Below are 19,482 nucleotides of genomic sequence, written 5' to 3' on the forward strand. Positions count from 1 at the left end.
GGCTGCTTGCCGCCTCCTAGAACAGCCGCAACGCGCGAAAACTTGCGTGTCCTTCGCGGCCTACGATGATGTGATCATGAATGGAGATGCCGAGCGGCTTGGCCGCCTCCACGATCATTTTCGTCATATCGATATCTGCACGTGAGGGCGTGGGGTCTCCCGAAGGATGGTTGTGCACCAGAATGAGGGCCGTCGCGGACAACTCCAGTGCACGTTTGACAACCTCTCTTACATAGACTGGCGTGTGATCGACCGTGCCGCGCCCCTGCACTTCGTCCGCTATGAGGTTGTTCTTCTTGTCCAGGAAGAGAATGCGGAACTGCTCGACGGTATCATAACCTTGCGCAATGCGTAGGTAGTCAACGACGCTCGACCACGACGACAACGCAGGTTTTGCGGTAATTTCCCTGCGCACAAGACGCGAGGCTGCGGCGCGGACTAGTTTTAATTCATCGACCGCGCGCGGACCAACGCCCTCCACCTCCATCAACCGCTGCGCGGGTGCGTTGATCACTTCGGAGAATGTGCCGAATGCAGCCAATAGCCGTTTGGCGATTGGCTTCGTATCGCCACGCGGATAAACGCGAAAAAGGATCATCTCCAGCAGTTCGTAGTCGGGAACGGCGTCCGCTCCGCCTTCACGAAATCGCTCTCGCAGGCGCTGGCGATGGCCTACGCGATCGTCAAGCGGCTGGGGAGCCTCGAAGAACGAGCCTTGGCCAGCGGCTTTAATAGCCGGAGGCTTATCGGATCCCTCGTTACTCATTCCCCTTCACCCCTTGCCACCGACGTCCACACACCTTGTGAGCGATGCCGTCGGCCATTCGCCAGCCTTCAATTACATCAGGCAGCCTTCGTGACGGGGTAAGGCGGGCATTCCAGCCCGGCCGGGGAGGTAGTGAAAATCTCGCATCCCGTCTCGGTCACGCCAATCGTGTGCTCGAATTGAGCGGAAAGCTCCCGATCCCGCGTCACCGCCGTCCACCCGTCCGGTAGAATTTTGACGTGCGGCTTGCCGAGATTGATCATCGGCTCGATAGTGAAAAACATGCCGGGCTCCAGCACGTTTCCATCGCCCCGCTCGCCGTAGTGCAAAATGTTGGGCCGGTCGTGGAACACGCGCCCCAAGCCGTGGCCGCAGAAATCCCGCACGACGCTGCACCGCTCGCCTTCAGCATAACTCTGGATCGCGGCGCCGATATCTCCCGTCGTATTTCCGGGCTTCGCTTCCGCAATGCCGCGCTGCAGCGATTCATAGGTGACCTGGATGAGCCGCTCTGCGCGCCGCGAAATGTCCCCGACCGGGTACATCCGGCTGGTATCGCCGTGCCACCCATCGACGATCAGCGTCACATCGATGTTAACGATTTCGCCTTCCTTAAGAGCCTTGGCGTTTGGAATCCCGTGGCACACGACATGATTAATCGACGTGCAGATGGATCGCGGAAATCCACGATAATTCAATGGCGCAGGTACCGCTCCATGATCGAGCGCGAACTCCAGCACCAGCTCGTCGAGCCGGTCGGTGCTGACCCCGGGCACAACGTGAGGCAACAGCAGGTCGAGTGCCTCAGCAGCCAGCCGCCCCGCCTTGCGCATACCTTCAAAGGCTTCAGGTCCGTGAAGCCGGATCTTCCCGTCACGGCTGAGAGTGCGATTAACGTCTACGTTCGACATCGTTTTCCTAGTGGCCTCATCTATCTCGTCAATTAGGGAATTTAGTGCAAAACTGCGTCTGCGCAAATCGGCGTCCATAAAAGAAGGCGTCATCAATATTTGGAGGAAATAAATAATGATCAGGTACCGCGCTATGCTGCTGGGCGGCGTCTGTCTCGGCCTACTTGCCCCGCAGGCATTGGCCGAAGATGCCGCTAAAGAAACGCCCGCGTGGGCGGCCGAAGCCACGATGAATCCCGACTACAAACCAGCCGAAGACAGCGCGCCAACCGCGTCACAAGAGGCTGCCGACGATACCCAAGCCGCAGAGCCTGCCGCAACTGCCGAAACTGAAGCACCCAAGGAAGTGCCCGCGTGGGCTGCCGAAGCCACGATGAACCCCGACTATAAGCCGCTCGACGACGCAGCTCCCGCGGCTGAAGCCGAAGCCCCTGCCGCAGCGGAACCCGCAGCTGAGCAAGCGCCCGCTGGTGAACCTGGCCAGACCGAGTACTACGGCGACACCTCGACCTCAGGCACACCGGCCTGGGCCGCTGAGGCGACGATGAACCCCGACTACGAAGCAGCCAAAAAGGCGGAGGAAGAAGCTGCCGCAAAGAAGGCTGCCGAGGAAGAGGCGGCAAAGAAAGCTGCAGAGGAAGAAGCCGCCAAGAAGGCTGCGGACGAAGAGGCCGCGAAGAAAGCCGCCGAGGAAGCAGAAGCCAAGCGCAAGGCCGATGAAGAAGCCGCCCGCCAGACCGCCATTGAGAGTTGCCGCGATGCGCTTAACGGCGCCATCTCGGCTGGCAACATTCAATTCAAGTTCAACAGCTGGAGCCTCGACGGCAAGGCCGACAAACTCCTCGACAAAGTGGCAACGATCGCCAAGGACTGTCCGTCCAATGTCACCATCGACGTGGGAGGACATACGGATAGCTCAGGCAAAGCCGAAGCCAATCAGAAATTGTCGGAACTGCGTGCGAAAGCCGTCATGGACTATCTCGTCAAGGCAGGCGTCTCGGAAGGCAAGTTGAAAGCGACCGGCTATGGACAGGACAAGCCCATCGCGGACAACGATACCTCTGCCGGGCGCGCCAAGAACCGCCGTATCGAATTCTCGGTTTCGTCGAACTGAGCCTTTCAGCTCGCACCTTATGCGGAACCCACCGCAAGCCAAGAAAAGCAAAAGGCCCGGCAATTTGCCGGGCCTTTTTTCATTCGCCTACGCCTCGAAGCGATCAAGAGCAATCAGCCCTGAGCTTCCTCGGCAGGCACCTCTGACGCGGTCGCCTCAGCGATCAGCCGCTGGGCCTGACCGGCCCAATCCTGCTTCTCGATAGCGCCCTTCAGGTTGAGCGTCTCATCGATGTTGGCGATGTCGTCGTCCGAGAGGTTTGCGACCTGGTCGAACTTGTAGCAGTTGAGCTGCTTCAGGCGCAGCGCGAGATCCGCGCTGATGCCGTTGATCTGCGTGAGATCATCTGCCTCGCCCTTGGGCTTCTTGAAGCCTTTCCAGGCGGCGTTGAGGCGACGGGCGCGCGCATCGGTGCGCTCGACAATACGGGCAGCCTTACCGCGGCGACCACGCAGATAGTAGAGTTTCGCGCGGCGAACTTTGCCGCGGCGGATGACTTCAATCTCGGCGATGTAGGGCGAATAGATCGGGAAGACGCGCTCGACGCCCTCACCGTAGGAAATCTTGCGGACCGTGAAGGTCTCGTTCAGGCCAGCGCCGGAGCGCGCGATGACGACGCCCTCATAAGCCTGCATGCGCTCGTTGATCTTGGGCTCGGCGGACTTCCTCTTCTTGTCCTTGGGATCATCGATAACCTCGATGACGCGGACCATGACCTTTACGGTGTCGCCGGGAGAAAATTCGGGGATGCCACGCTTCGCGAGCACAGCATCCATCTGCTCGCGCTCGAGCTCCTGGATGATATTCATCGTGTTCTTCCTTGTTCATCGTTGAGGCAGAGGAGCATTCCGATAAGCCCCAAGGGCCCGGTTGGCTCGTGCCGCCCCTGTTCGGGGCCACCCATTTTCGGGATATTGTTGGCCGGGTTCCTAGCCTAAAAGACCCTGGCTGTCGAGTGGGGGCATCCAGGATCGGCCAAAACTGCCATTTTGCCTCACGGATTGTACAGACTTCGCATAAGGAAATCGACTGATGCGTATCGGATTTTTTGGGCTGGGGGCTATGGGCCAAGGCATGGCGGCAAACCTCTTGGCCGCTGGTCACGAGGTCGTCGTCTGGAACCGCTCACCGGGCCCTGCCGTCGCCCTGGCTGCTAAGGGCGCCCGCCTTGCAACGACACCTGCGGACGCTCTAAAGGGCGATCTTGCACTCTCCATTCTGGCTGACGATGCCGCCGTTCTTTCCGTTTTTGACGAGGAGGCTCTTGGTACTGCGGTGCCAGAGTTGGTCCACGCCAACATGGCGACAATTTCGCTGGATGCCGCCAAGACGCTGATGGAGAGGCACGCCCGCCATGGACTGGGCTACGTCGCGGCGCCCGTCTTCGGTCGGGCAGACGTGGCGGCGGCTGGAAAACTCAACATCGTAGCCAGCGGCGCCCCTGCCGATCTGGCGAAGCTCGCCCCCGCATTCGAGGCGGTCGGACAAAAAACCTGGGAGGTCGGCGAGGACCCGCTTCACGCCCACACGGTCAAAATCGCCGGCAATCTCATGATTGCAACTGCGATCGAGATGCTTGGCGAGACGCTGGCACTTTGTGAAAAAAGCGGCATCGATCCCAAGCGGTTCGCCGAGATCATGACGAGCACCGTCTTCAATGCCCCGGTTTTCAAGGGCTATGCTGGCCTCATCACCGAAAAGCGCTATGAGCCGGCAGGCTTCAAAATGCGGCTGGGGCTCAAAGACGTGTCGCTTGCACTGGCAGCCGGGTCCGCAAGCCAAACCCCTCTCCCACTCGCAAGCCTCATTCGCGATCATTTCCTGGAAGGCATTGCGAACGGGAATGGCGACAAGGATTGGTCCGCCTTGGCCGAGGTGGTAGCCCGTAAGGCGGGGCTGAACTGACCGCAGACGACACTAAGATCCGCGAACCATCTGTTACGCGAGCGTGGCACGGCAGCAATACCCACGGCCGCGCGAGCGCGTAGACTGAGACAGCTAAAGAGAAATCGGAACGTTTCCCATGGCCTTAAAAATCGCCGCTCAAATGGACCCGATCGAGCGGATCGACATCCGCGGCGATTCCACGTTCGCTATATTGCTCGAAGCGCAAAACCGCGGTCATGACATCTTCTACTACACACCGCCCAACCTTGCCCTGCATGGGCCACGGCTGCTGGCCCGCGGCCATAGCCTCAAGGTGAAGGACAAGGAGGGTGACCACTACGCCCTTTCCGATCCGCGCGTCGTCGATCTCGGCCGTGATATCGATGTGGTTCTGCTTCGCCAGGATCCGCCATTCGATATGGCCTACATCACGACGACACATCTGCTGGAGCGCATCCATCCCAAAACGCTGGTCGTGAACGACCCCATGCATGTTCGCAATGCGCCAGAGAAGCTGTGGGTTCTCGACTTCCTGGACCTGATGCCGCCAACTCTGGTGACGCGCCAACTCGACGACGTGTTGGCGTTTCGTGCCGAGCACAAGGACATCATCATCAAGCCGCTCTATGGAAACGGGGGCGCCGCCGTGTTTCGCATCAAGCCGGAGGACAGCAACCTGTCTTCGCTTGTCGAATTGTTCCAAACGGTATTCCGCGAGCCGTTCATGGTTCAGGAATACCGGCCCGAGGTGAAGCTGGGCGACAAACGCATCATCCTCGTCGATGGCGAAGTGGCCGGCGCAATCAACCGCGTGCCGCAGGAGGGCGAAACACGCTCCAACCTGCACGTTGGCGGCACCGCGCGCGCCGTTGAGTTGACCGCCCGCGATAAAGAGATTTGCGCCCGACTTGGTCCTGAGCTGAAGAGGCGTGGCCTCATATTCACCGGCATAGACGTCATCGGGCCGTATCTTACGGAGATCAACGTTACCTCTCCGACCGGCATACGCCAGGTAAAAGCGTTCGGCGGTAACGACATCGCCGCGATGATCTGGGACGCTATCGAGCGAAAGGTCTCCCCGAAAAGCACTTGAGCGTCTAAATCGAAAAACTCGCGACCGATGCTCGTTTCCCAGTCGAAGGATAAATTGATGTTGTCGTGCCTTACCCGCCTGAACGCCACCATGTCCATGCTTGCTTTCTTAAGCATCGTGCTCGTTTGGCTGATCGCACCGGCGAAAGCCGAAGAGCCTTCGCCTTTCGTCACCTTGGCAGGACGTTGGGTCGGAGAAGGTCGCTTCGGCATCAAAAACAATCCTCCAGAAAGCGTGAAATGCCGCGCGACCTACATTGCCGGTGAAACCGTCGATGATTTGAAGCAAACAATTCGGTGCGCGTCGTCTGGCGGCTCCATTGAAGTCATCAGCGCCTTGAAGCACGAGGGCGGAAAACTCTCGGGCGAATGGAAGGAGACGATGCACAACATCGAGGGCAAGCTCGATGGAGAAGTGACCGCGGCAGGCTTTCGTATCAAAGTCATGAGCACCGATCTCGCCGCCAACATGGATGTCATCGTCAAAGCCAACCGGCAAATCGTTGAAATTCAATTCTTCAATTCAAACCTCATCGGTCTCAGTTTGGTCCTGACCAAGGGATGAGTCTCAATCAAGGTGCAGTGCAGCGCTAACTGAGCGTTTGACGCCCGAACGAAGCCGCAATAGCCTCCCCGCTTAAATGGTCAGAAAAATTGACCGGGTTTGGGGGGAATAGACACATGAGCACGCTCGGCATCCTTATCTCGCTCGCGCTGTTGATGTATTTCGCCTACCGCGGCGTGACCGTACTGATACTCGCGCCCCTTGTTGCGGCTCTCGCTCTGCTGTTTTCGGGCGAAGTTGGGACGCTGCTTGCGACCTACACTCAAGTTTTCATGAAGTCGATGGGTGGGTATCTCATCCAATTTTTCCCCCTGTTTCTGCTCGGCGCAATTTTTGGCAAACTGATGGACGATTCAGGCTCCGCCCGAGCCATCGCCCACGCGATCATCGAGAAGATCGGCAAACAGCACGCCATCATGGCGATAGTGCTCTCGTGCGCGTTGCTGACCTACGGCGGCGTGTCGTTGTTCGTTGTGGCGTTCGCAGTGTTTCCGATCGGCGCGGCCTTGTTTCGCGAGGCCAACATTCCCAAGCGGCTCATCCCCGGCACCATCGCGCTCGGATCATTCACGTTCACGATGACAGCGCTGCCGGGAACGCCCGCCATCCAGAACGCAATACCAAGCCCCTTCTTCGGAACCGATACTTTCGCCGCTCCAGGCCTCGGCATCATCGGCGGTTTCATCATGTTCGCGCTCGGAAGCTGGTGGATGCAGGTGCAGGCGCGCAAGCTCATGGCGGCAGGCGAAGGCTTTGGCCTTCATGCTCAAACCACCGAAGAACGACGCGACATCCCAGTCGTCAGCTTCGCGACCGCGCTTATCCCGATCATCGTTGTCATCGGCCTCAACTTCTTGATGGCCAAAATCGTTCTGCCGAACATCGACACCAGCTTCTTGGCGAAACCGGAATTTGGCGGACTAAAAGATGCAAGCTCCGTGATCGGCATCTGGTCGATCATCGCGGCGGTCACGACCGCCGTGCTGTTATTGATCGCGCTGCACTGGCCTCGTTGGGCGGACCTCAAGAAGACGCTCAACGAGGGGACGTTCGGCTCGATGCTGCCGATCCTCAACACTGCGTCCGAGGTCGGTTATGGAACCGTGATCGCGTCGCTCGCGGGCTTCGCGATCATTCGCGACCTCGTCCTCAACATTCCGGGCAATCCGCTCGTTTCGGAGGCCGTTGCCGTCAACGTGCTTGCCGGCATTACGGGGTCTGCATCGGGCGGCATGTCTATCGCGCTCAAGACGCTTGGACCGCAATATCTTGAGATGGCCAACGCGGCTGGCATCAGTCCGCAACTGCTCCACCGCGTCGCCGCCATGGCATCAGGTTGCATGGATACACTTCCGCACAACGGGGCGGTCATTTCGCTGCTCACGATCTGCGGCCTCACGCACCGGGAGTCCTATAAATTCATCTTCTACAATACGGTCCTCTTCCCGCTGATCGCGCTCGTCGTCGTCATCATCCTCGGCAGCACGTTCGGAAGTTTTTAGCGGTGCCATTCCGACGGTCCTGCTAGATCTGCGCGTGTTCTATTTTTGTTCTTGACGACGTTCCGGGGCCGGACTAACGTCCTTCGCAAGTGGGGAGGGGCGTCATGTACGGTCAGATTTCAACGCTCGCGTTCATCGGCGTGGAGGCGCGCGCCGTCGAAGTTCAGGTGCGCATTACGCCAGGACAGCCAACGTTTGCGATTGTGGGACTTCCCGACAAGGCAGTGGCCGAGAGCCGCGAGCGGGTGCGCAACGCGCTGCACGCCGTCGGTCTGGGGCTTCCCTACAAGCATATCACCGTCAATCTCGCACCAGCCGACCTTCCTAAGGAGGGAAGCCATTTCGATTTGCCCATCGCGCTGGCCATGATGGCCGCGATGGAAGCCATCGCCCCTGACGCCATCAGCGGATACGCAGCTCTCGGCGAACTGGCCCTTGATGGCTCGATCCGCTCTGTTCCAGGCGCTTTGCCAGCCGCCATCGGCGCCAACGCTATCGGCAAGGGCCTCATCTGCCCGCAGTCGGGCGGCCCAGAAGCAGCGTGGGCCGGAGAAGAGATCGACATCCTTGCGCCTGCGCACCTGCTGTCCCTGGTCAATCACTTCAAAGGACTGCAAACGCTGTCACGTCCGGTGCCAAATCTCGAACGGACGCAAACCACGCTCGCTGATCTGGCCGACATCAAGGGCCAGGAGATGCCTAAGCGCGCGTTGGAGATCGCGGCCGCAGGGGGCCACAATCTGCTGATGATCGGTCCGCCGGGCTCGGGCAAATCCATGCTTGCCGCGCGCTTGCCCTCCATTCTTCCTCCCCTTTCACCAGAAGAAATTCTGGAAGTCTCGATGGTGCATTCGCTTGCGGGAGAGCTCATGGGCGGAAAGCTCGCTGTCGAGCGACCGTTTCGCGCACCGCATCACTCCGCCAGCATGGCAGCGCTCGTTGGCGGCGGGTCGCGGCCGCGGCCGGGCGAAGTTTCACTCGCGCATCTGGGCGTCCTGTTCCTCGATGAGCTTCCCGAGTTTCAGCCCAACGTGCTAGATGCGCTGCGCCAACCGCTGGAATCGGGCGAAACTGTTATCGCGCGCGCCAATCATCGCATCGCCTATCCATCACGCATCCAGCTTGTTGCTGCCATGAACCCCTGCAAGTGCGGGCACTCAGCGCCGGGTGAAAGCTGCAAACGCGGTCCGCGTTGCGCGACTGACTACCAAGCCCGAATCTCTGGGCCATTGCTTGACCGCATCGATCTGCAAATTGAAGTGCCTGCGGTCTCCGCAGCGGATCTTGTCCTGCCGGCGCCTTCGGAAGGAAGCACGCAGGTGCGCGCCAGAGTTTCCGCCGCACGCGAGCGGCAACGTGCCCGCTATACCGCTCTCGGGCACAAAAAAATCCGCACCAACGCGGACGTCTCTGGCAAACTTTTGGAAGACACCGCCATGCCCGATGAAGCCGGGGTGACGTTGCTACGACAGGCCGCCGAAACAATGCATTTGTCGGCGCGAGGCTTCCATCGGACATTGAAAGTCGCGCGCACCATTGCCGATCTTGACGCGTCCGATGCCGTCCAACGCATCCATGTCGCAGAGGCGCTTAGCTATCGCGCGGAGGTCTTGCGACAGGCACGAGCTGCGTGAGGACATTGAAGAAGCGGGTCGCAATGCTCATTCAGGTTGACGATAGACCCACCACGCCACCGGTATGACCGCGGCCTCCAGCAAAGCGTAGAAGATCAATAGTGGCGCCGGCGCGCCGTCAGCAAAAAAGCTCAAAAGCCGCCCAGTGACCAACCCGCCCGCAAAAAGCATTGTCGTCAAGATTGCGACGTCCTTGTGAGTATCGTTGAGCGCGCAGTAAAGCCAGAAACCTCCCAGCGCCAAGTACAGACACATGACCGCTCTGAGAATATGCGCAACGCTCACGCTGAGATCGTCGATCCCGAGAAATGTCCTTGCGAACCACGCTGGACTGATCCCGTACAAAAGCGCAATCACCGCAACCATGGCAAACGCCACATACAGAAATGCTTTCTTCCACATCATAGCCGACCGATCCCTTTCCCTGGGCACGAACATTCAAAGCGAAACAGAGGACGGTTACAAATTAGCATGCCCGGCGTTACGTTCACGCTGCAAACGCAAAGAACCGGCTGCGTTTAAAAAAGAGGGGCCGAACGATGTCGGCCCCTCCGTCAATTTCCGAGATTTATTGCGCCAAACCTTATGCGAACGCGCTCTTCAAGCCGTTCTGCATCGCGGCAGCTTGAGCTGCGTTGCGCAGCAAGCAGGCGATTGTCATCGGGCCGACACCGCCAGGAACCGGGGTGATGGCGCCGGCCACTTTCTCACATTCCGCATAGTTCACGTCGCCGACAAGCTTGCCCTTGCCATCTGGTCCAGTGATGCGGTTGATGCCGACGTCGATCACGATTGCGCCGGGCTTAATCCACTCACCGCGCACCATTTCCGGAATGCCGACGGCGGCCACCACCAGGTCCGCGCCCTTCACAACACCCGCGAGATCTTTCGTGCGCGAGTGGGCAACCGTCACGGTGCAGTTCTCGCGTAGCAGCAAAGCGGCAACCGGCTTGCCGACGATGTTAGAGCGGCCGATAACGACCGCGTTCATCCCGGACAGGCTCGGCGCGACGGTCTTAGCCAGAATAACCGATCCGGTCGGCGTGCACGGAACAAGAGCGCGTTCACCAACCCACAGACGACCGACATTGACGGGATGGAAGCCATCAACGTCCTTGTCTGGATTGATCGAGTTCAGGACCTTTTCGGAATTGATATGCTTGGGCAGCGGCAACTGCACCAGAATGCCGTGACAAGCTGGATCGTTGTTGAGCTTTTCCACCAGCGCCAGCAGATCGACTTCACTGGTCTCAGCTGGAAGGCGATGCTCCCAGGAATTCATGCCGACCTCGACGGTCTGCTGTGCCTTGTTCTTCACATAGACTTTGCTCGCCGGATCTTCACCGACCAACACAACGGCAAGGCCCGGCTTCAAGCCATTTTCCGAAACGAGGCGCTCAACTTCAGCCGCCACCTCAGCGCGCACGTCCGCTGCGATCTTCTTGCCGTCGATGATTTGAGCCATTGTTTTTCTCCTCCCCGCCCTGGATGGGCTGGCGTTTCTTTGTTTCTATGACGTTCGGTATTTAGAAGTCCGAGTTCTTGAGCGCACCGCAAAGGCGCACTCAAGCTTTCAAGGCGTCAAAGCGCTCTTGGAGCCGGCCTTCGATCGCGTGCGCATCGCCATTAATGGCGAGCGACTTCACGCGCGACTTTCCTCCCGTAATCAACCGCACCGCGCTTTTAGGCACGTCGAGCCACTCGGCGGCGAGACGCTCGAGCGCTGTGTTGGCTGCGCCATCTTCGGGAACGGCGCGGACCCGCGCCTTGAAGGCCGGGCCCTCAGCAGTCACTTCCAGCCCGTCAATTGTATCTTTGTATGATTTTGGCGTCAGACGGAAGCGCACAATGACGCACGCGTCGGCGTGCCGCCACGGCCGTTCGGATGCGCCACCCGTCAAATGAAGGCCTTTGCAATGTTAGGCAAAATGACCGTTTGCACGAAATAACAGGCAAGCAGCAGAAAGATCGGCGAAAAATCAATCCCACCCATGTTGGGCAGCATATTGCGGATCGGGCGCAGGAGGGGCTCGGTGACAGCGTTAAGGCCCTGCCAGATCGATCGGACCATCGGATTGTAGGCATTGATGACACCGAAGGCCATCAACCAGCTCATCACGACGCTTGCGATGATGACATAAGTGTAGAGATCAATGAGGTAGCTAATGAATCGCAACAGTTCGAGCATGTCAGACGGCCTCAGATTGCTGTGAGCGAAGCTGTAACGGGGGCGCTGCTTCGCAGCAAGCCTTAAGCCGCTTTTCCGGGTGAGGAACGGCCCCTAACCACTGGGCGCAGGGTCTCGCCTCAACCGACGTCCAAACCCGGCGTTTTCATCCTTTAGCGGGCCCGAACTTCCGCAAACCGATCCACCCAAAGGTGATGATCGGGCCGCCCTGCCTCTCCTTGACAGGCTGCGCAGGCGACATCTAAATGCCCGCTCCCACACCTTTGGGGCCGTAGCTCAGATGGGAGAGCGCTGCAATCGCACTGCAGAGGTCAGGGGTTCGATTCCCCTCGGCTCCACCAATTAAATCAAGAACTTATGAAGCCGGCGCAACGCCGGCTTTTTGCTGGGCACATACCAGGCACATACGGATGCAGGTGTGCACATGTTCTGGAGTGTCCGTGGTCATTCTTGATCTAAGCCTTCCGGACGGATGCCGTCTCATCGAAGCGAGGCGCGAAAGAAGGATAGAGCTTGTCCACGAGCGCGAGGGTCCTGTTGGTGATCCGCACTGCATCGAAGCAAAGATCGGGCATGTCGACACGCATCGGTCTTGGGATGCGATGGAAACGATGAAGCGGATTGGCACACAGGTCGAAGACAGAGTCACGGACTGCGCCCCAATGGCCGTGGACGTAACCTGATGGCCAGACATAGAACATGTCGTAGACATCCTTGGTACCGGCATCGTCGGCCATTTTTCGGACGGTGAGGCCCGCCCAATTGCCGACATCAACCGGCACAAACTCCTGCCACATGTCCTCGTTGGCGAGGCGTTCAAGCACATCAATGTCGATGTGACGCGGAAGATCGCCCCGCTCGCTCTCCACAAGCTTGAGGAAGGCTAGTTTGGCCTGGCCGTTGCCGTAGGCGCGATACATCTGCCACGTGGCCGGGTCATCTTTGAACGCGAGATAGGCAAGAGTGATGTGCACTTCCGCCAGCGATCTCAGAAGGTGCCTTCCACTTGGACGTGTCGAGTACGGTCTCATGAGGCCCGTGACCAGCGACATCGCATAGAGGGCGAGCCCGAATGTGGAATCATGTTGGGCGTCGAGGCCAGTGGTAGAGGTAGTTGCGAAGAAGTGCTTCACCAGCTCCGCGTAGATCTCGCCCCAACGTTTCTTGGCGCCGTCATAATCAAAATCGGGCTCGTGTACCGGCGGTGTGTAGCGGGCGGGGATACAGCGAGTTTTGTCCAGGCATTCCTTCCAGAAGGTTTCGCTCCAGTTGGGAGGGCGCTCGCCGTCCGGTCCAATATCGACGGTCGGCTCCATTGCACTGATCATCGCGTCCGCCCAGTCGGGGACGTCGGTGCCTTCGGGATAAGCGCAAAGCATGGCGACAACATCGTCCTGCTCCTTGCGGAACAGGAGACGATGCTGCAATCCGAGGAACATAACGCGAAGCCAGCGCATATCGATCGCCAATGGCGATCGCGGATCGAAGCTGGCAGCGACGGCCTGCGCCAAAGCGTTCCATCCTTCCTCAGGTGGAATCTCACTGAGATGCTCGGTCCAATGGGCCCGATCGGGCAGATTGACCAGCAGAAGAAGCGGTGCAAGGGCTCGGCGTGCATCGTCGCTCTTGATCACTTCGTGAAAAACTGCGGCGAACTGCTCTCTGGAGATCGCTGCAAGCGCACTATGAGATGGGAAGACCTCAGGATGGTCGCGGAACTGCATCGCAGTCTTGGCGACGGCACTTAGTAGAACAAGCGCCGCTTCGCGCGGCAGGGCCGTGCCCAACAAAGCGCTCCACAAAGCGTCAGGCAGGCGATCATTGCTCCAGGAATGAAGCTCTAGATTGTCTGTGACTCCTAATAGGGGGGGCGTGAACACCTTCCCTTTGCGGCTATGGCGATCCAGCCCTGAAAAGTCCTCTCGCCTTGGCCTTTTGTTGTCCTGGCTCATTGCAGATTGCCCGTTCTGTCTTCAGGATCGCGCGAAAGCGATCAGCAGATCGATGTCGTGATTGTCGGCTGCGCGCAGCGCGTCGATGTACTGACGGCGCAGCTCGCCGATATCGTGGAGGCTTCCACCGCCCCATGTGAATGGCTGTCCGCCCAGGCGTTCGATGAGAAGATCTGCCATGAGGCGTGCATGGCGGCCGTTGCCGTTGGGGAAGGGATGGATGGCAACGAGCCGGTGATGCAGGCGCACTGCTATCTCGTCGGGCGGGTAGGTCTGATGGTCGACCCAATACCGGACGTCATCGAACATCATCCCAAGGTCGTTTGGAATGCGATGCGCCTCTATGCCGATGTTGCGCTCTGTCTGACGGAACGTCCCCGCCCACTGCCAGACATCGCCGAACATGCGCCGATGCAGGGACCTGGCAAACCCTTCGTTTAGGATGTCCGCGTTGCGCTGCCTTCGGGAGCGCGCCCATGCCGCTCCCTTCACAATATTTTCCTGCTCCGCCTCGTTCAGATCGCTGCGGTGGGTAATCCAAGTCTGCAGCAGCCCTTCGCGTTCTTCGGGCTCCAGCGGAGTGGCGTCATCGGGCTCCTGGAAGAGGTCGGTCACGGCGCATCCCAGAGATCGCGATCCCTGACCGACTCACGGATATAGGTCTCGATGCGCTCTTCGAGATCGGCATCGCCGACCTCCTGCGCTTCCAGCTTCATGGTGTGGGAGACACGGCGCAGATCCCGAAGAGCGATCTGCCGTGCCCTGGCATCCACCATGTCTTCAAGAGAGGACTTGGGAACAAGCGCATAGACGAGCGTGCATCCCAGGGCATCCGCTGCGCGCTGCAGGGTGCTCAGACGGATCGAGCCGCTCGCTTCTGATTTCTCGATGTCGGCAACCGTCTGCGGACGCACATTGAGACGCCCGGCGAATTGCCTGCCGGTCATGCCGAGGGCGTCTCGTATCGCGCGGATCCAACCCTTCGGCGGAGATGCGAAGCGGGATGCCGGCCTGAGCGGCTCCAGCCGCTCGTCCAGCCTGGCGCGGGCGCGTTTGAGTGTGCTCTTCATAAGGGTATAGCCTGTTTTCACAGATGAAATATAAGGCCATAGCCTGATATCTGCAAGTTTAAAAACAGGACATAGCCTGATAAATTTTCATAATTATCAGGCTGTGACCTGATGATAGCCCATAAACCTGCGTTCCGACTGATCTATATTTCGCGCCCGAAATCGCGCCCCTTGTTCCTCTTGCGCCATTCCTCCATGTCGCGACGGATGCCGGCGGCTCGCCTCTTCGTTGCCGGCAAAGCTGTCTCGTTGAACGGGTATGAGACGGAGGGTGACCTGGCGTCGTTGCTCGGCTCAGGCGACGCAGGTGGTGCGGGTGACAAGGGTTCCAGCTTCGGCGTATCGGAACCACGCCGACGCTCATAGGAAGCCTGTATCTCGGCTCGGATGCGCGCCACATAGCCCGCATCCGTCTCCATGGGAGGCGCATCAGCCGCCATTCGGACCGGTTCTCCGAATGTCCGTTCCAGTTTCAGTTGGTTCTTTGCGCGGAGGAAATCGACGGACCTGCGCGTCACGTCTTTCTGCCGCGTAAGCTCGGCCGCACGCTCCGCTGCGTGACGGGCCTTCATGGCCGTAAAACGCGGCTCATGGGCACGCATGGCGCGTTCAACCAGCTCGTGCCTGTCGGCTTTCTGCATCTGGCTGAGGCCAACGCGCTCACGCCGGTGCATGCGGCGAACGGCATCATCGAGCTTTCGTTGCGAAAGGATCAGTTGCACCTTGCGCTTCATCGAGAGCGGCTTGCCATTGCCGAGGCGTTCGCTGTTGACGAAGACATAGACCGCGCGTTCGAAGATGTGGGTGTCCTGTCGGGAGACATGCCGCGCTTCCTTGCGCTGCGCTGCGTAGAGTTCCCGCCATCGGCGTCGATACTGATCGTTTACATGGTTGCGAGCTTGATCGGTCGCCTGTGTCGTCGTTTCCACCAGTTCCGCAAACTCCTGCCGGTGGCGCGCCCAGGTGATTCCCCGTTCGGTCAGGTGCCGACGGTCGTACTCCGCACGCAGCCGCTTCATGCGGTCAATGATTGCCTGCTTCTCGATCCACTCTTTCCGCTGCACCGGCTGATGTTTTACGGGCTCATAAGGTGCTTTGGCCTTCTGCTCCTGTTCGGCGGCCTGCTCAGCTTCCGCGTTCTCGTGCTCGCGTGCGGCTTTGATCTCGTCGCGCTTGCGGTTGTTATCCACACGTTGCTCGATGCGGAGCCCGTGTTGCTCTTCATACGCCTCGGCCCAACGCGATAGGCGCTCCTTGGTGTATTTCATCGGCGCGGTGCGGCCGTTCTCGGGATCGACCGTGTTGATGACAAGATGGACGTGGAGATGCTCCTTCTCGTCATGAGCGGCCATGAGGGCCTGATGACGATCAAGACCGATTGCCCTGAGGGCGGAGAGCGCCGTCTCCCGCATATGCTCCGGCGTCGGTGCATCATCCGCGTGCCATGAGAGAGTCATGTGAAGCACGGGCTTCTTGTTGTCGCGCCCGCGCAAGTCCACCCCGGCCGCGCGCTTGAGCTTTACGCGGTCGCGCCAGGTTGCATGCATGGCGCGCCATGCATCGTCGGGAGATCCTTCAAGATTGACGCTTTGGGTCCACAGGACGCGGTGGGCGGAAGTCTCGCCAGGATCGTGAAGGATATAGGTGAACGCTCCTTTGAAACTCTGCCCGCGTTTGTGAAGGCGGGGAATCATTGCCTGGTGCCTTGAGGTTGCCGTCCTCGACCGTCCTGGGGTCAAGGCCATGCGTTTCAATCACCTGCAGGATCAGGAGCAGCTGCTTGCCGTAATGGCGGATATCCGGCGGGAGACCGGAATTCACAGCGTGAGCGATCTGGTTGATGTTGTTCCCGATGCGCCTGAGTTCGTACACGACCTCCGGCGGGATGTTACGTGAAGGGGGAGGGGGCGCAGTGGCCGCCTTCTGCATCCCGGCCAGCCGCCTGCGCAGCTCGCTTGACCTGCGATCGAGCGTGGCCGCCACATAGGCGCTCAACGTCATACCGGCTTCAATCGCGGCATCGTCGAGACGGCTTCGTTCCTCCGGCGATACGCGGAAGGTTATGGTCTGTGTCCGACGATCATCGGACTTCTTGGCTCGCCTTTGCATCGGTCGTCTTGCATCATGGTTGGGTTCGGGTGCGCGAAGCTGCACCGTGACCGGAAGGGGACCTGGGGAAGAGCGGAAGCGGCTCCCCGGCGAGTGGTTTTTGTAAACGTGTACCTTTGTACACGTGCACAAAAACACATCTCGCTACCCCAAGCTCAAACGCTACAGTTCCATCATTGATTGTTGAATCCGCAGCCCTTGTTTTATTCCCAACTTTTTTATTTTCCGCAATATCGCTCATGGGATCGCATATCCCCGCATTGAGAAAACCCGCGCCACATGCCGCAACATTTTTTCAGGTGAATTTTTCAGCCCCACCAATCCGAGCGTGCCACCTTGCGCGCGCCCGTCAAGGACACACCCGCATACGCGGGAGCCGCCCTAACTCTGCGGCTTCCTTGACCGCTCGCTTGCTGCGGCGGCCAGCCGATCACCTGGGTCGGGACGGAAGGATGGGCTAAAGGGCGCGAACAAAAGGATGACCAAAATAATTTCGGAAAATCTCAACCGAACATCGCATCACATCGCGTAACGCGGACGGCATTCGCCGCTCCTGCCGTCACGTTTACGGCCTCAGACGAATTATTCATAACGGATGCACACGCTCGATTTTCTAAAATGGAGTGCGCATGCATTCGGATCAGTTTCCCCCGCGCGGCTCCGGCATTGCCGGCCGACACGAGAAGGCCCCGTCGGCCGCGTGGGGACATCCGTGGCAGCTCGGCGCCTCGTGGGACTGGAAGGCCGGCGAGCTCCTCCTGGGACACTGGCAGGGGCGTCTCATCGGCCGCGCCGATGACCGGCATATGATCACGGTCGCCGGCGCGCGCGCCGGCAAGTCGTCAACGGTCCTGATCCCGAACCTGAAGCGCTACCCGGGCTCCTGCATCGTACTCGATCCGAAGGGCGAATTAACGCGGGCGACGGCCGCGCATCGGACGAGGCTGGGGCAGCGCGTTTTCGTCCTCGATCCCTTCGGCGAGGTCGTCCCGCGTTCGTCCTGCCATAACCCGTTCGCCGAGCTCGGGCAGGGGCGCGCCGATCATGTGGCGGCGGATGCCGCCCTGATCGCCGATGCCCTGATCATCGGCAATCAACGCGATCCGCACTGGACGGATTCCGCCAAGAACCTTGTTCGGGGGATCACCCTCCATTTGATGGCGACGACAACCGCGCCCACCATGCGCGAGGTCCGGCGTTTGCTGAACGCAACGCCGGCCGAGCTGGACAAGCTCTTCACCGATATGACCGACTCGTCGGCCTTCGGCGGGATCGTGGCGAACATCGGCGCGTCGTTTCTGGGCAAGAAGGAGTCCGGCGGTCGCGAGTTGCAGGGCATCCTTTCGACCGCGCAGGAGCAGACCGCACCGCTCGATGACGTGGTCGGCATCATGGATCGGTCCGACTTCCAGTTATCGGAATTGTCTGCCGGCAAGACGACGATCTACCTCGTTCTCCCCGGCATGCGCATGGGCACGCATTACCGGTGGCTGCGGCTCGTCATCCAGCAGGCGCTCGGCGCCATCGAGCGACGCCCCATTCCGCGAGGGGCTTTACCCGTGTGGTTCGTGCTGGAAGAATTCTCGACCCTCGGACACATGCGCTCAATCGCGACGGCTGCGGGGCTCATGGCCGGATTCGGCGTGAAGCTCTGGCCGGTCCTTCAGGACCTCACGCAGCTTAAGACCAACTATTCGAAGGCGTGGGAGACCTTTCTCGGCAATGCCGGCATCGTGCAGGCGTTCGGCAATGCGGACCTGACCACCACCGAGCACCTCTCGAAGATGCTCGGGCACTGTCAGGTGATCGAGCGGCAGGATGTGCGCGTCTCAGGTGCTGCCATGGCGCATGGGGATGACGGGGTGCGCGAGCACATTCGATCCACGCGGCTGCTCGATCCCAACGAGATCACCACGCTTTTTTCCCGCGAGACGGGACGGCAGCTGATCCTGATGCCGGGCCGTCCGCCCATCTATCTGGAGAGGTTGAGCCATGACGCATAATTCCGCCCTGGTCGAAGCGATCCGCAGCAATGACCCCGATGGCCGACTGGCATCTGCCGGAGCCGCATGGCGCGAGGAGAGCAGGTTCGGGATGTACGCGACCGCCATCCTGATCATCCTCGCCATCGGCGGCTTTGTCTGTTCGATCTCGCTTCTGACAGACGGCCGGCATGGCCTGGAATGGCTTTGGCTTACCGCCGCCAGCATCATCGGGTTCGTAGCGACTTGCTGCGACGCATCGGAGAGTTGCCTGAAGAGGCGGGGCATTCTGTTTCGCCGTGACGGCAGCGTCTATGTTCCCTACGGCATCCCGTTCGATCGGCGTGCCGGCGATCTTGCCTGGACGCAGGATATCTTCCGCTCGATCGAGGTGCGCGAGACGCGCGAGCACGGCCATGCGGTCGATATTCACACGAGTGAGGGCGATGCCATCATGATCGCCTGGCACATGTCGGAGGCAACCGCGCGCAAGCTGGCCGTGCAGCTGACCAAGGCATTACGGGAGCTGCGCGAGGCCACGGCGCGCGATGCCCTTGATCTTACGCCAGAGACGGCACTTGCCATGGCCGGCCGCGCCATGCGCGGCTACCGCAACGGTGCGGCGACGGCCGACTTTGTGATCGACTGAAAACCGGCACTGCAAGTCTGGTCTGCCACCTACGGCGCTTTATGGGAGCGCGGTGGCAGAC

At 59.8% G+C, this 19,482-nt stretch carries 20 protein-coding genes and 1 tRNA gene; 10 read left to right on the forward strand and 11 right to left on the reverse strand.

Annotated features, from left to right (window positions below; genetic code table 11):
* Positions 1-16: 16 nt before the first annotated feature.
* Positions 17-766, reverse strand: coding sequence for a DNA repair protein RadC (gene radC / locus R3D51_03170; GenBank protein MEZ5898474.1), 750 nt, complete (start codon positions 764-766; stop codon positions 17-19).
* A 77-nt stretch (positions 767-843) separates the two neighbouring features.
* On the reverse strand, positions 844-1,677 hold the full coding sequence (gene map, locus R3D51_03175; GenBank protein MEZ5898475.1) for a type I methionyl aminopeptidase: 834 nt from the start codon (positions 1,675-1,677) through the stop codon (positions 844-846).
* Positions 1,678-1,792: 115 nt separating this feature from the next.
* Between map and R3D51_03180 the strand changes: the two genes are divergently transcribed.
* On the forward strand, positions 1,793-2,791 hold the full coding sequence (locus R3D51_03180; GenBank protein MEZ5898476.1) for an OmpA family protein: 999 nt from the start codon (positions 1,793-1,795) through the stop codon (positions 2,789-2,791).
* Between the two features lie 113 nt (positions 2,792-2,904).
* Here R3D51_03180 and rplS read toward each other — a convergent pair whose 3' ends face one another.
* Positions 2,905-3,600, reverse strand: a complete 696-nt coding sequence (rplS, locus tag R3D51_03185) for a 50S ribosomal protein L19 (protein MEZ5898477.1) — start codon at positions 3,598-3,600, stop codon at positions 2,905-2,907.
* A gap of 223 nt (positions 3,601-3,823) precedes the next feature.
* Between rplS and R3D51_03190 the strand changes: the two genes are divergently transcribed.
* The 5 genes from R3D51_03190 to R3D51_03210 all read left to right on the forward strand — a co-directional run bounded on the left by R3D51_03190 (position 3,824) and on the right by R3D51_03210 (position 9,471).
* The gene (locus R3D51_03190) at positions 3,824-4,696 is read left to right on the forward strand and encodes an NAD(P)-dependent oxidoreductase (protein MEZ5898478.1); all 873 of its coding nucleotides are present in this window, start codon (positions 3,824-3,826) and stop codon (positions 4,694-4,696) included.
* Positions 4,697-4,814: 118 nt separating this feature from the next.
* Positions 4,815-5,771, forward strand: a complete 957-nt coding sequence (gene gshB / locus R3D51_03195) for a glutathione synthase (GenBank protein ID MEZ5898479.1) — start codon at positions 4,815-4,817, stop codon at positions 5,769-5,771.
* Between the two features lie 90 nt (positions 5,772-5,861).
* Positions 5,862-6,335 (forward strand): hypothetical protein, encoded by a 474-nt coding sequence (locus R3D51_03200; GenBank protein ID MEZ5898480.1) that lies wholly within the window; start codon positions 5,862-5,864, stop codon positions 6,333-6,335.
* Between the two features lie 116 nt (positions 6,336-6,451).
* Positions 6,452-7,837, forward strand: a complete 1,386-nt coding sequence (locus R3D51_03205) for a GntP family permease (protein MEZ5898481.1) — start codon at positions 6,452-6,454, stop codon at positions 7,835-7,837.
* 104 nt (positions 7,838-7,941) lie between these two features.
* Positions 7,942-9,471: a YifB family Mg chelatase-like AAA ATPase gene (locus R3D51_03210; protein ID MEZ5898482.1), complete on the forward strand. Its 1,530-nt coding sequence runs from the start codon at positions 7,942-7,944 to the stop codon at positions 9,469-9,471.
* Between the two features lie 27 nt (positions 9,472-9,498).
* Here the strand turns inward: R3D51_03210 and R3D51_03215 are convergent, their stop codons facing one another.
* The 4 genes from R3D51_03215 to R3D51_03230 all read right to left on the reverse strand — a co-directional run bounded on the left by R3D51_03215 (position 9,499) and on the right by R3D51_03230 (position 11,659).
* Positions 9,499-9,876 (reverse strand): DUF4345 domain-containing protein, encoded by a 378-nt coding sequence (locus R3D51_03215; GenBank protein MEZ5898483.1) that lies wholly within the window; start codon positions 9,874-9,876, stop codon positions 9,499-9,501.
* 178 nt (positions 9,877-10,054) lie between these two features.
* Positions 10,055-10,936, reverse strand: a complete 882-nt coding sequence (folD, locus tag R3D51_03220; protein ID MEZ5898484.1) for a bifunctional methylenetetrahydrofolate dehydrogenase/methenyltetrahydrofolate cyclohydrolase FolD — start codon at positions 10,934-10,936, stop codon at positions 10,055-10,057.
* A 100-nt stretch (positions 10,937-11,036) separates the two neighbouring features.
* Entirely contained in the window at positions 11,037-11,318 is a 282-nt protein-coding gene (locus R3D51_03225; GenBank protein ID MEZ5898485.1) for a DUF167 family protein, read from the reverse strand.
* A 50-nt stretch (positions 11,319-11,368) separates the two neighbouring features.
* The gene (locus tag R3D51_03230) at positions 11,369-11,659 is read right to left on the reverse strand and encodes a YggT family protein (protein MEZ5898486.1); all 291 of its coding nucleotides are present in this window, start codon (positions 11,657-11,659) and stop codon (positions 11,369-11,371) included.
* Between the two features lie 265 nt (positions 11,660-11,924).
* Here R3D51_03230 and R3D51_03235 point away from each other — a divergent pair.
* Positions 11,925-12,000 (forward strand) — tRNA-Ala (locus R3D51_03235).
* A 114-nt stretch (positions 12,001-12,114) separates the two neighbouring features.
* Here R3D51_03235 and R3D51_03240 read toward each other — a convergent pair.
* The 4 genes from R3D51_03240 to R3D51_03255 form a co-directional block, all read right to left on the reverse strand.
* Positions 12,115-13,446, reverse strand: a complete 1,332-nt coding sequence (locus tag R3D51_03240; GenBank protein ID MEZ5898487.1) for a DUF5677 domain-containing protein — start codon at positions 13,444-13,446, stop codon at positions 12,115-12,117.
* 186 nt (positions 13,447-13,632) lie between these two features.
* A complete protein-coding gene (locus R3D51_03245) occupies positions 13,633-14,226 on the reverse strand; it encodes a mobile mystery protein B (GenBank protein ID MEZ5898488.1) in 594 nt (197 codons plus the stop codon).
* The gene (locus R3D51_03250; GenBank protein MEZ5898489.1) at positions 14,223-14,681 is read right to left on the reverse strand and encodes a mobile mystery protein A; all 459 of its coding nucleotides are present in this window, start codon (positions 14,679-14,681) and stop codon (positions 14,223-14,225) included. The genes R3D51_03245 and R3D51_03250 overlap by 4 nt, the downstream gene beginning before the upstream one ends.
* Positions 14,682-14,824: 143 nt before the next feature.
* A complete protein-coding gene (locus R3D51_03255) occupies positions 14,825-16,375 on the reverse strand; it encodes a relaxase/mobilization nuclease domain-containing protein (GenBank protein MEZ5898490.1) in 1,551 nt (516 codons plus the stop codon).
* A 49-nt stretch (positions 16,376-16,424) separates the two neighbouring features.
* Here R3D51_03255 and R3D51_03260 point away from each other — a divergent pair, with 49 nt between their 5' ends.
* The 3 genes from R3D51_03260 to R3D51_03270 all read left to right on the forward strand — a co-directional run bounded on the left by R3D51_03260 (position 16,425) and on the right by R3D51_03270 (position 19,421).
* A complete protein-coding gene (locus R3D51_03260) occupies positions 16,425-16,577 on the forward strand; it encodes a hypothetical protein (GenBank protein MEZ5898491.1) in 153 nt (50 codons plus the stop codon).
* Between the two features lie 842 nt (positions 16,578-17,419).
* Positions 17,420-18,793, forward strand: a complete 1,374-nt coding sequence (locus tag R3D51_03265) for a type IV secretory system conjugative DNA transfer family protein (GenBank protein MEZ5898492.1) — start codon at positions 17,420-17,422, stop codon at positions 18,791-18,793.
* Complete coding sequence (locus R3D51_03270; GenBank protein MEZ5898493.1) at positions 18,783-19,421, forward strand: hypothetical protein; 639 nt, start codon at positions 18,783-18,785, stop codon at positions 19,419-19,421. The genes R3D51_03265 and R3D51_03270 overlap by 11 nt, the downstream gene beginning before the upstream one ends.
* Positions 19,422-19,482: the final 61 nt, after the last annotated feature.

This window comes from Hyphomicrobiaceae bacterium, assembly GCA_041397645.1.
In the GTDB taxonomy this organism is placed as follows: domain Bacteria; phylum Pseudomonadota; class Alphaproteobacteria; order Rhizobiales; family Hyphomicrobiaceae; genus Hyphomicrobium_B.

Coding starts and splice junctions, on each gene's coding strand:
- radC (MEZ5898474.1), bottom strand. CDS start 766: ATGAGTAACGAGGGATCCGATAAGCCTCCGGCTATTAAAGCCGCTGGC.
- map (MEZ5898475.1), bottom strand. CDS start 1,677: ATGTCGAACGTAGACGTTAATCGCACTCTCAGCCGTGACGGGAAGATC.
- R3D51_03180 (MEZ5898476.1), top strand. CDS start 1,793: ATGATCAGGTACCGCGCTATGCTGCTGGGCGGCGTCTGTCTCGGCCTA.
- rplS (MEZ5898477.1), bottom strand. CDS start 3,600: ATGAATATCATCCAGGAGCTCGAGCGCGAGCAGATGGATGCTGTGCTC.
- R3D51_03190 (MEZ5898478.1), top strand. CDS start 3,824: ATGCGTATCGGATTTTTTGGGCTGGGGGCTATGGGCCAAGGCATGGCG.
- gshB (MEZ5898479.1), top strand. CDS start 4,815: ATGGCCTTAAAAATCGCCGCTCAAATGGACCCGATCGAGCGGATCGAC.
- R3D51_03200 (MEZ5898480.1), top strand. CDS start 5,862: ATGTCCATGCTTGCTTTCTTAAGCATCGTGCTCGTTTGGCTGATCGCA.
- R3D51_03205 (MEZ5898481.1), top strand. CDS start 6,452: ATGAGCACGCTCGGCATCCTTATCTCGCTCGCGCTGTTGATGTATTTC.
- R3D51_03210 (MEZ5898482.1), top strand. CDS start 7,942: ATGTACGGTCAGATTTCAACGCTCGCGTTCATCGGCGTGGAGGCGCGC.
- R3D51_03215 (MEZ5898483.1), bottom strand. CDS start 9,876: ATGATGTGGAAGAAAGCATTTCTGTATGTGGCGTTTGCCATGGTTGCG.
- folD (MEZ5898484.1), bottom strand. CDS start 10,936: ATGGCTCAAATCATCGACGGCAAGAAGATCGCAGCGGACGTGCGCGCT.
- R3D51_03230 (MEZ5898486.1), bottom strand. CDS start 11,659: ATGCTCGAACTGTTGCGATTCATTAGCTACCTCATTGATCTCTACACT.
- R3D51_03250 (MEZ5898489.1), bottom strand. CDS start 14,681: ATGAAGAGCACACTCAAACGCGCCCGCGCCAGGCTGGACGAGCGGCTG.
- R3D51_03255 (MEZ5898490.1), bottom strand. CDS start 16,375: ATGATTCCCCGCCTTCACAAACGCGGGCAGAGTTTCAAAGGAGCGTTC.
- R3D51_03260 (MEZ5898491.1), top strand. CDS start 16,425: ATGCGTTTCAATCACCTGCAGGATCAGGAGCAGCTGCTTGCCGTAATG.
- R3D51_03265 (MEZ5898492.1), top strand. CDS start 17,420: ATGCATTCGGATCAGTTTCCCCCGCGCGGCTCCGGCATTGCCGGCCGA.
- R3D51_03270 (MEZ5898493.1), top strand. CDS start 18,783: ATGACGCATAATTCCGCCCTGGTCGAAGCGATCCGCAGCAATGACCCC.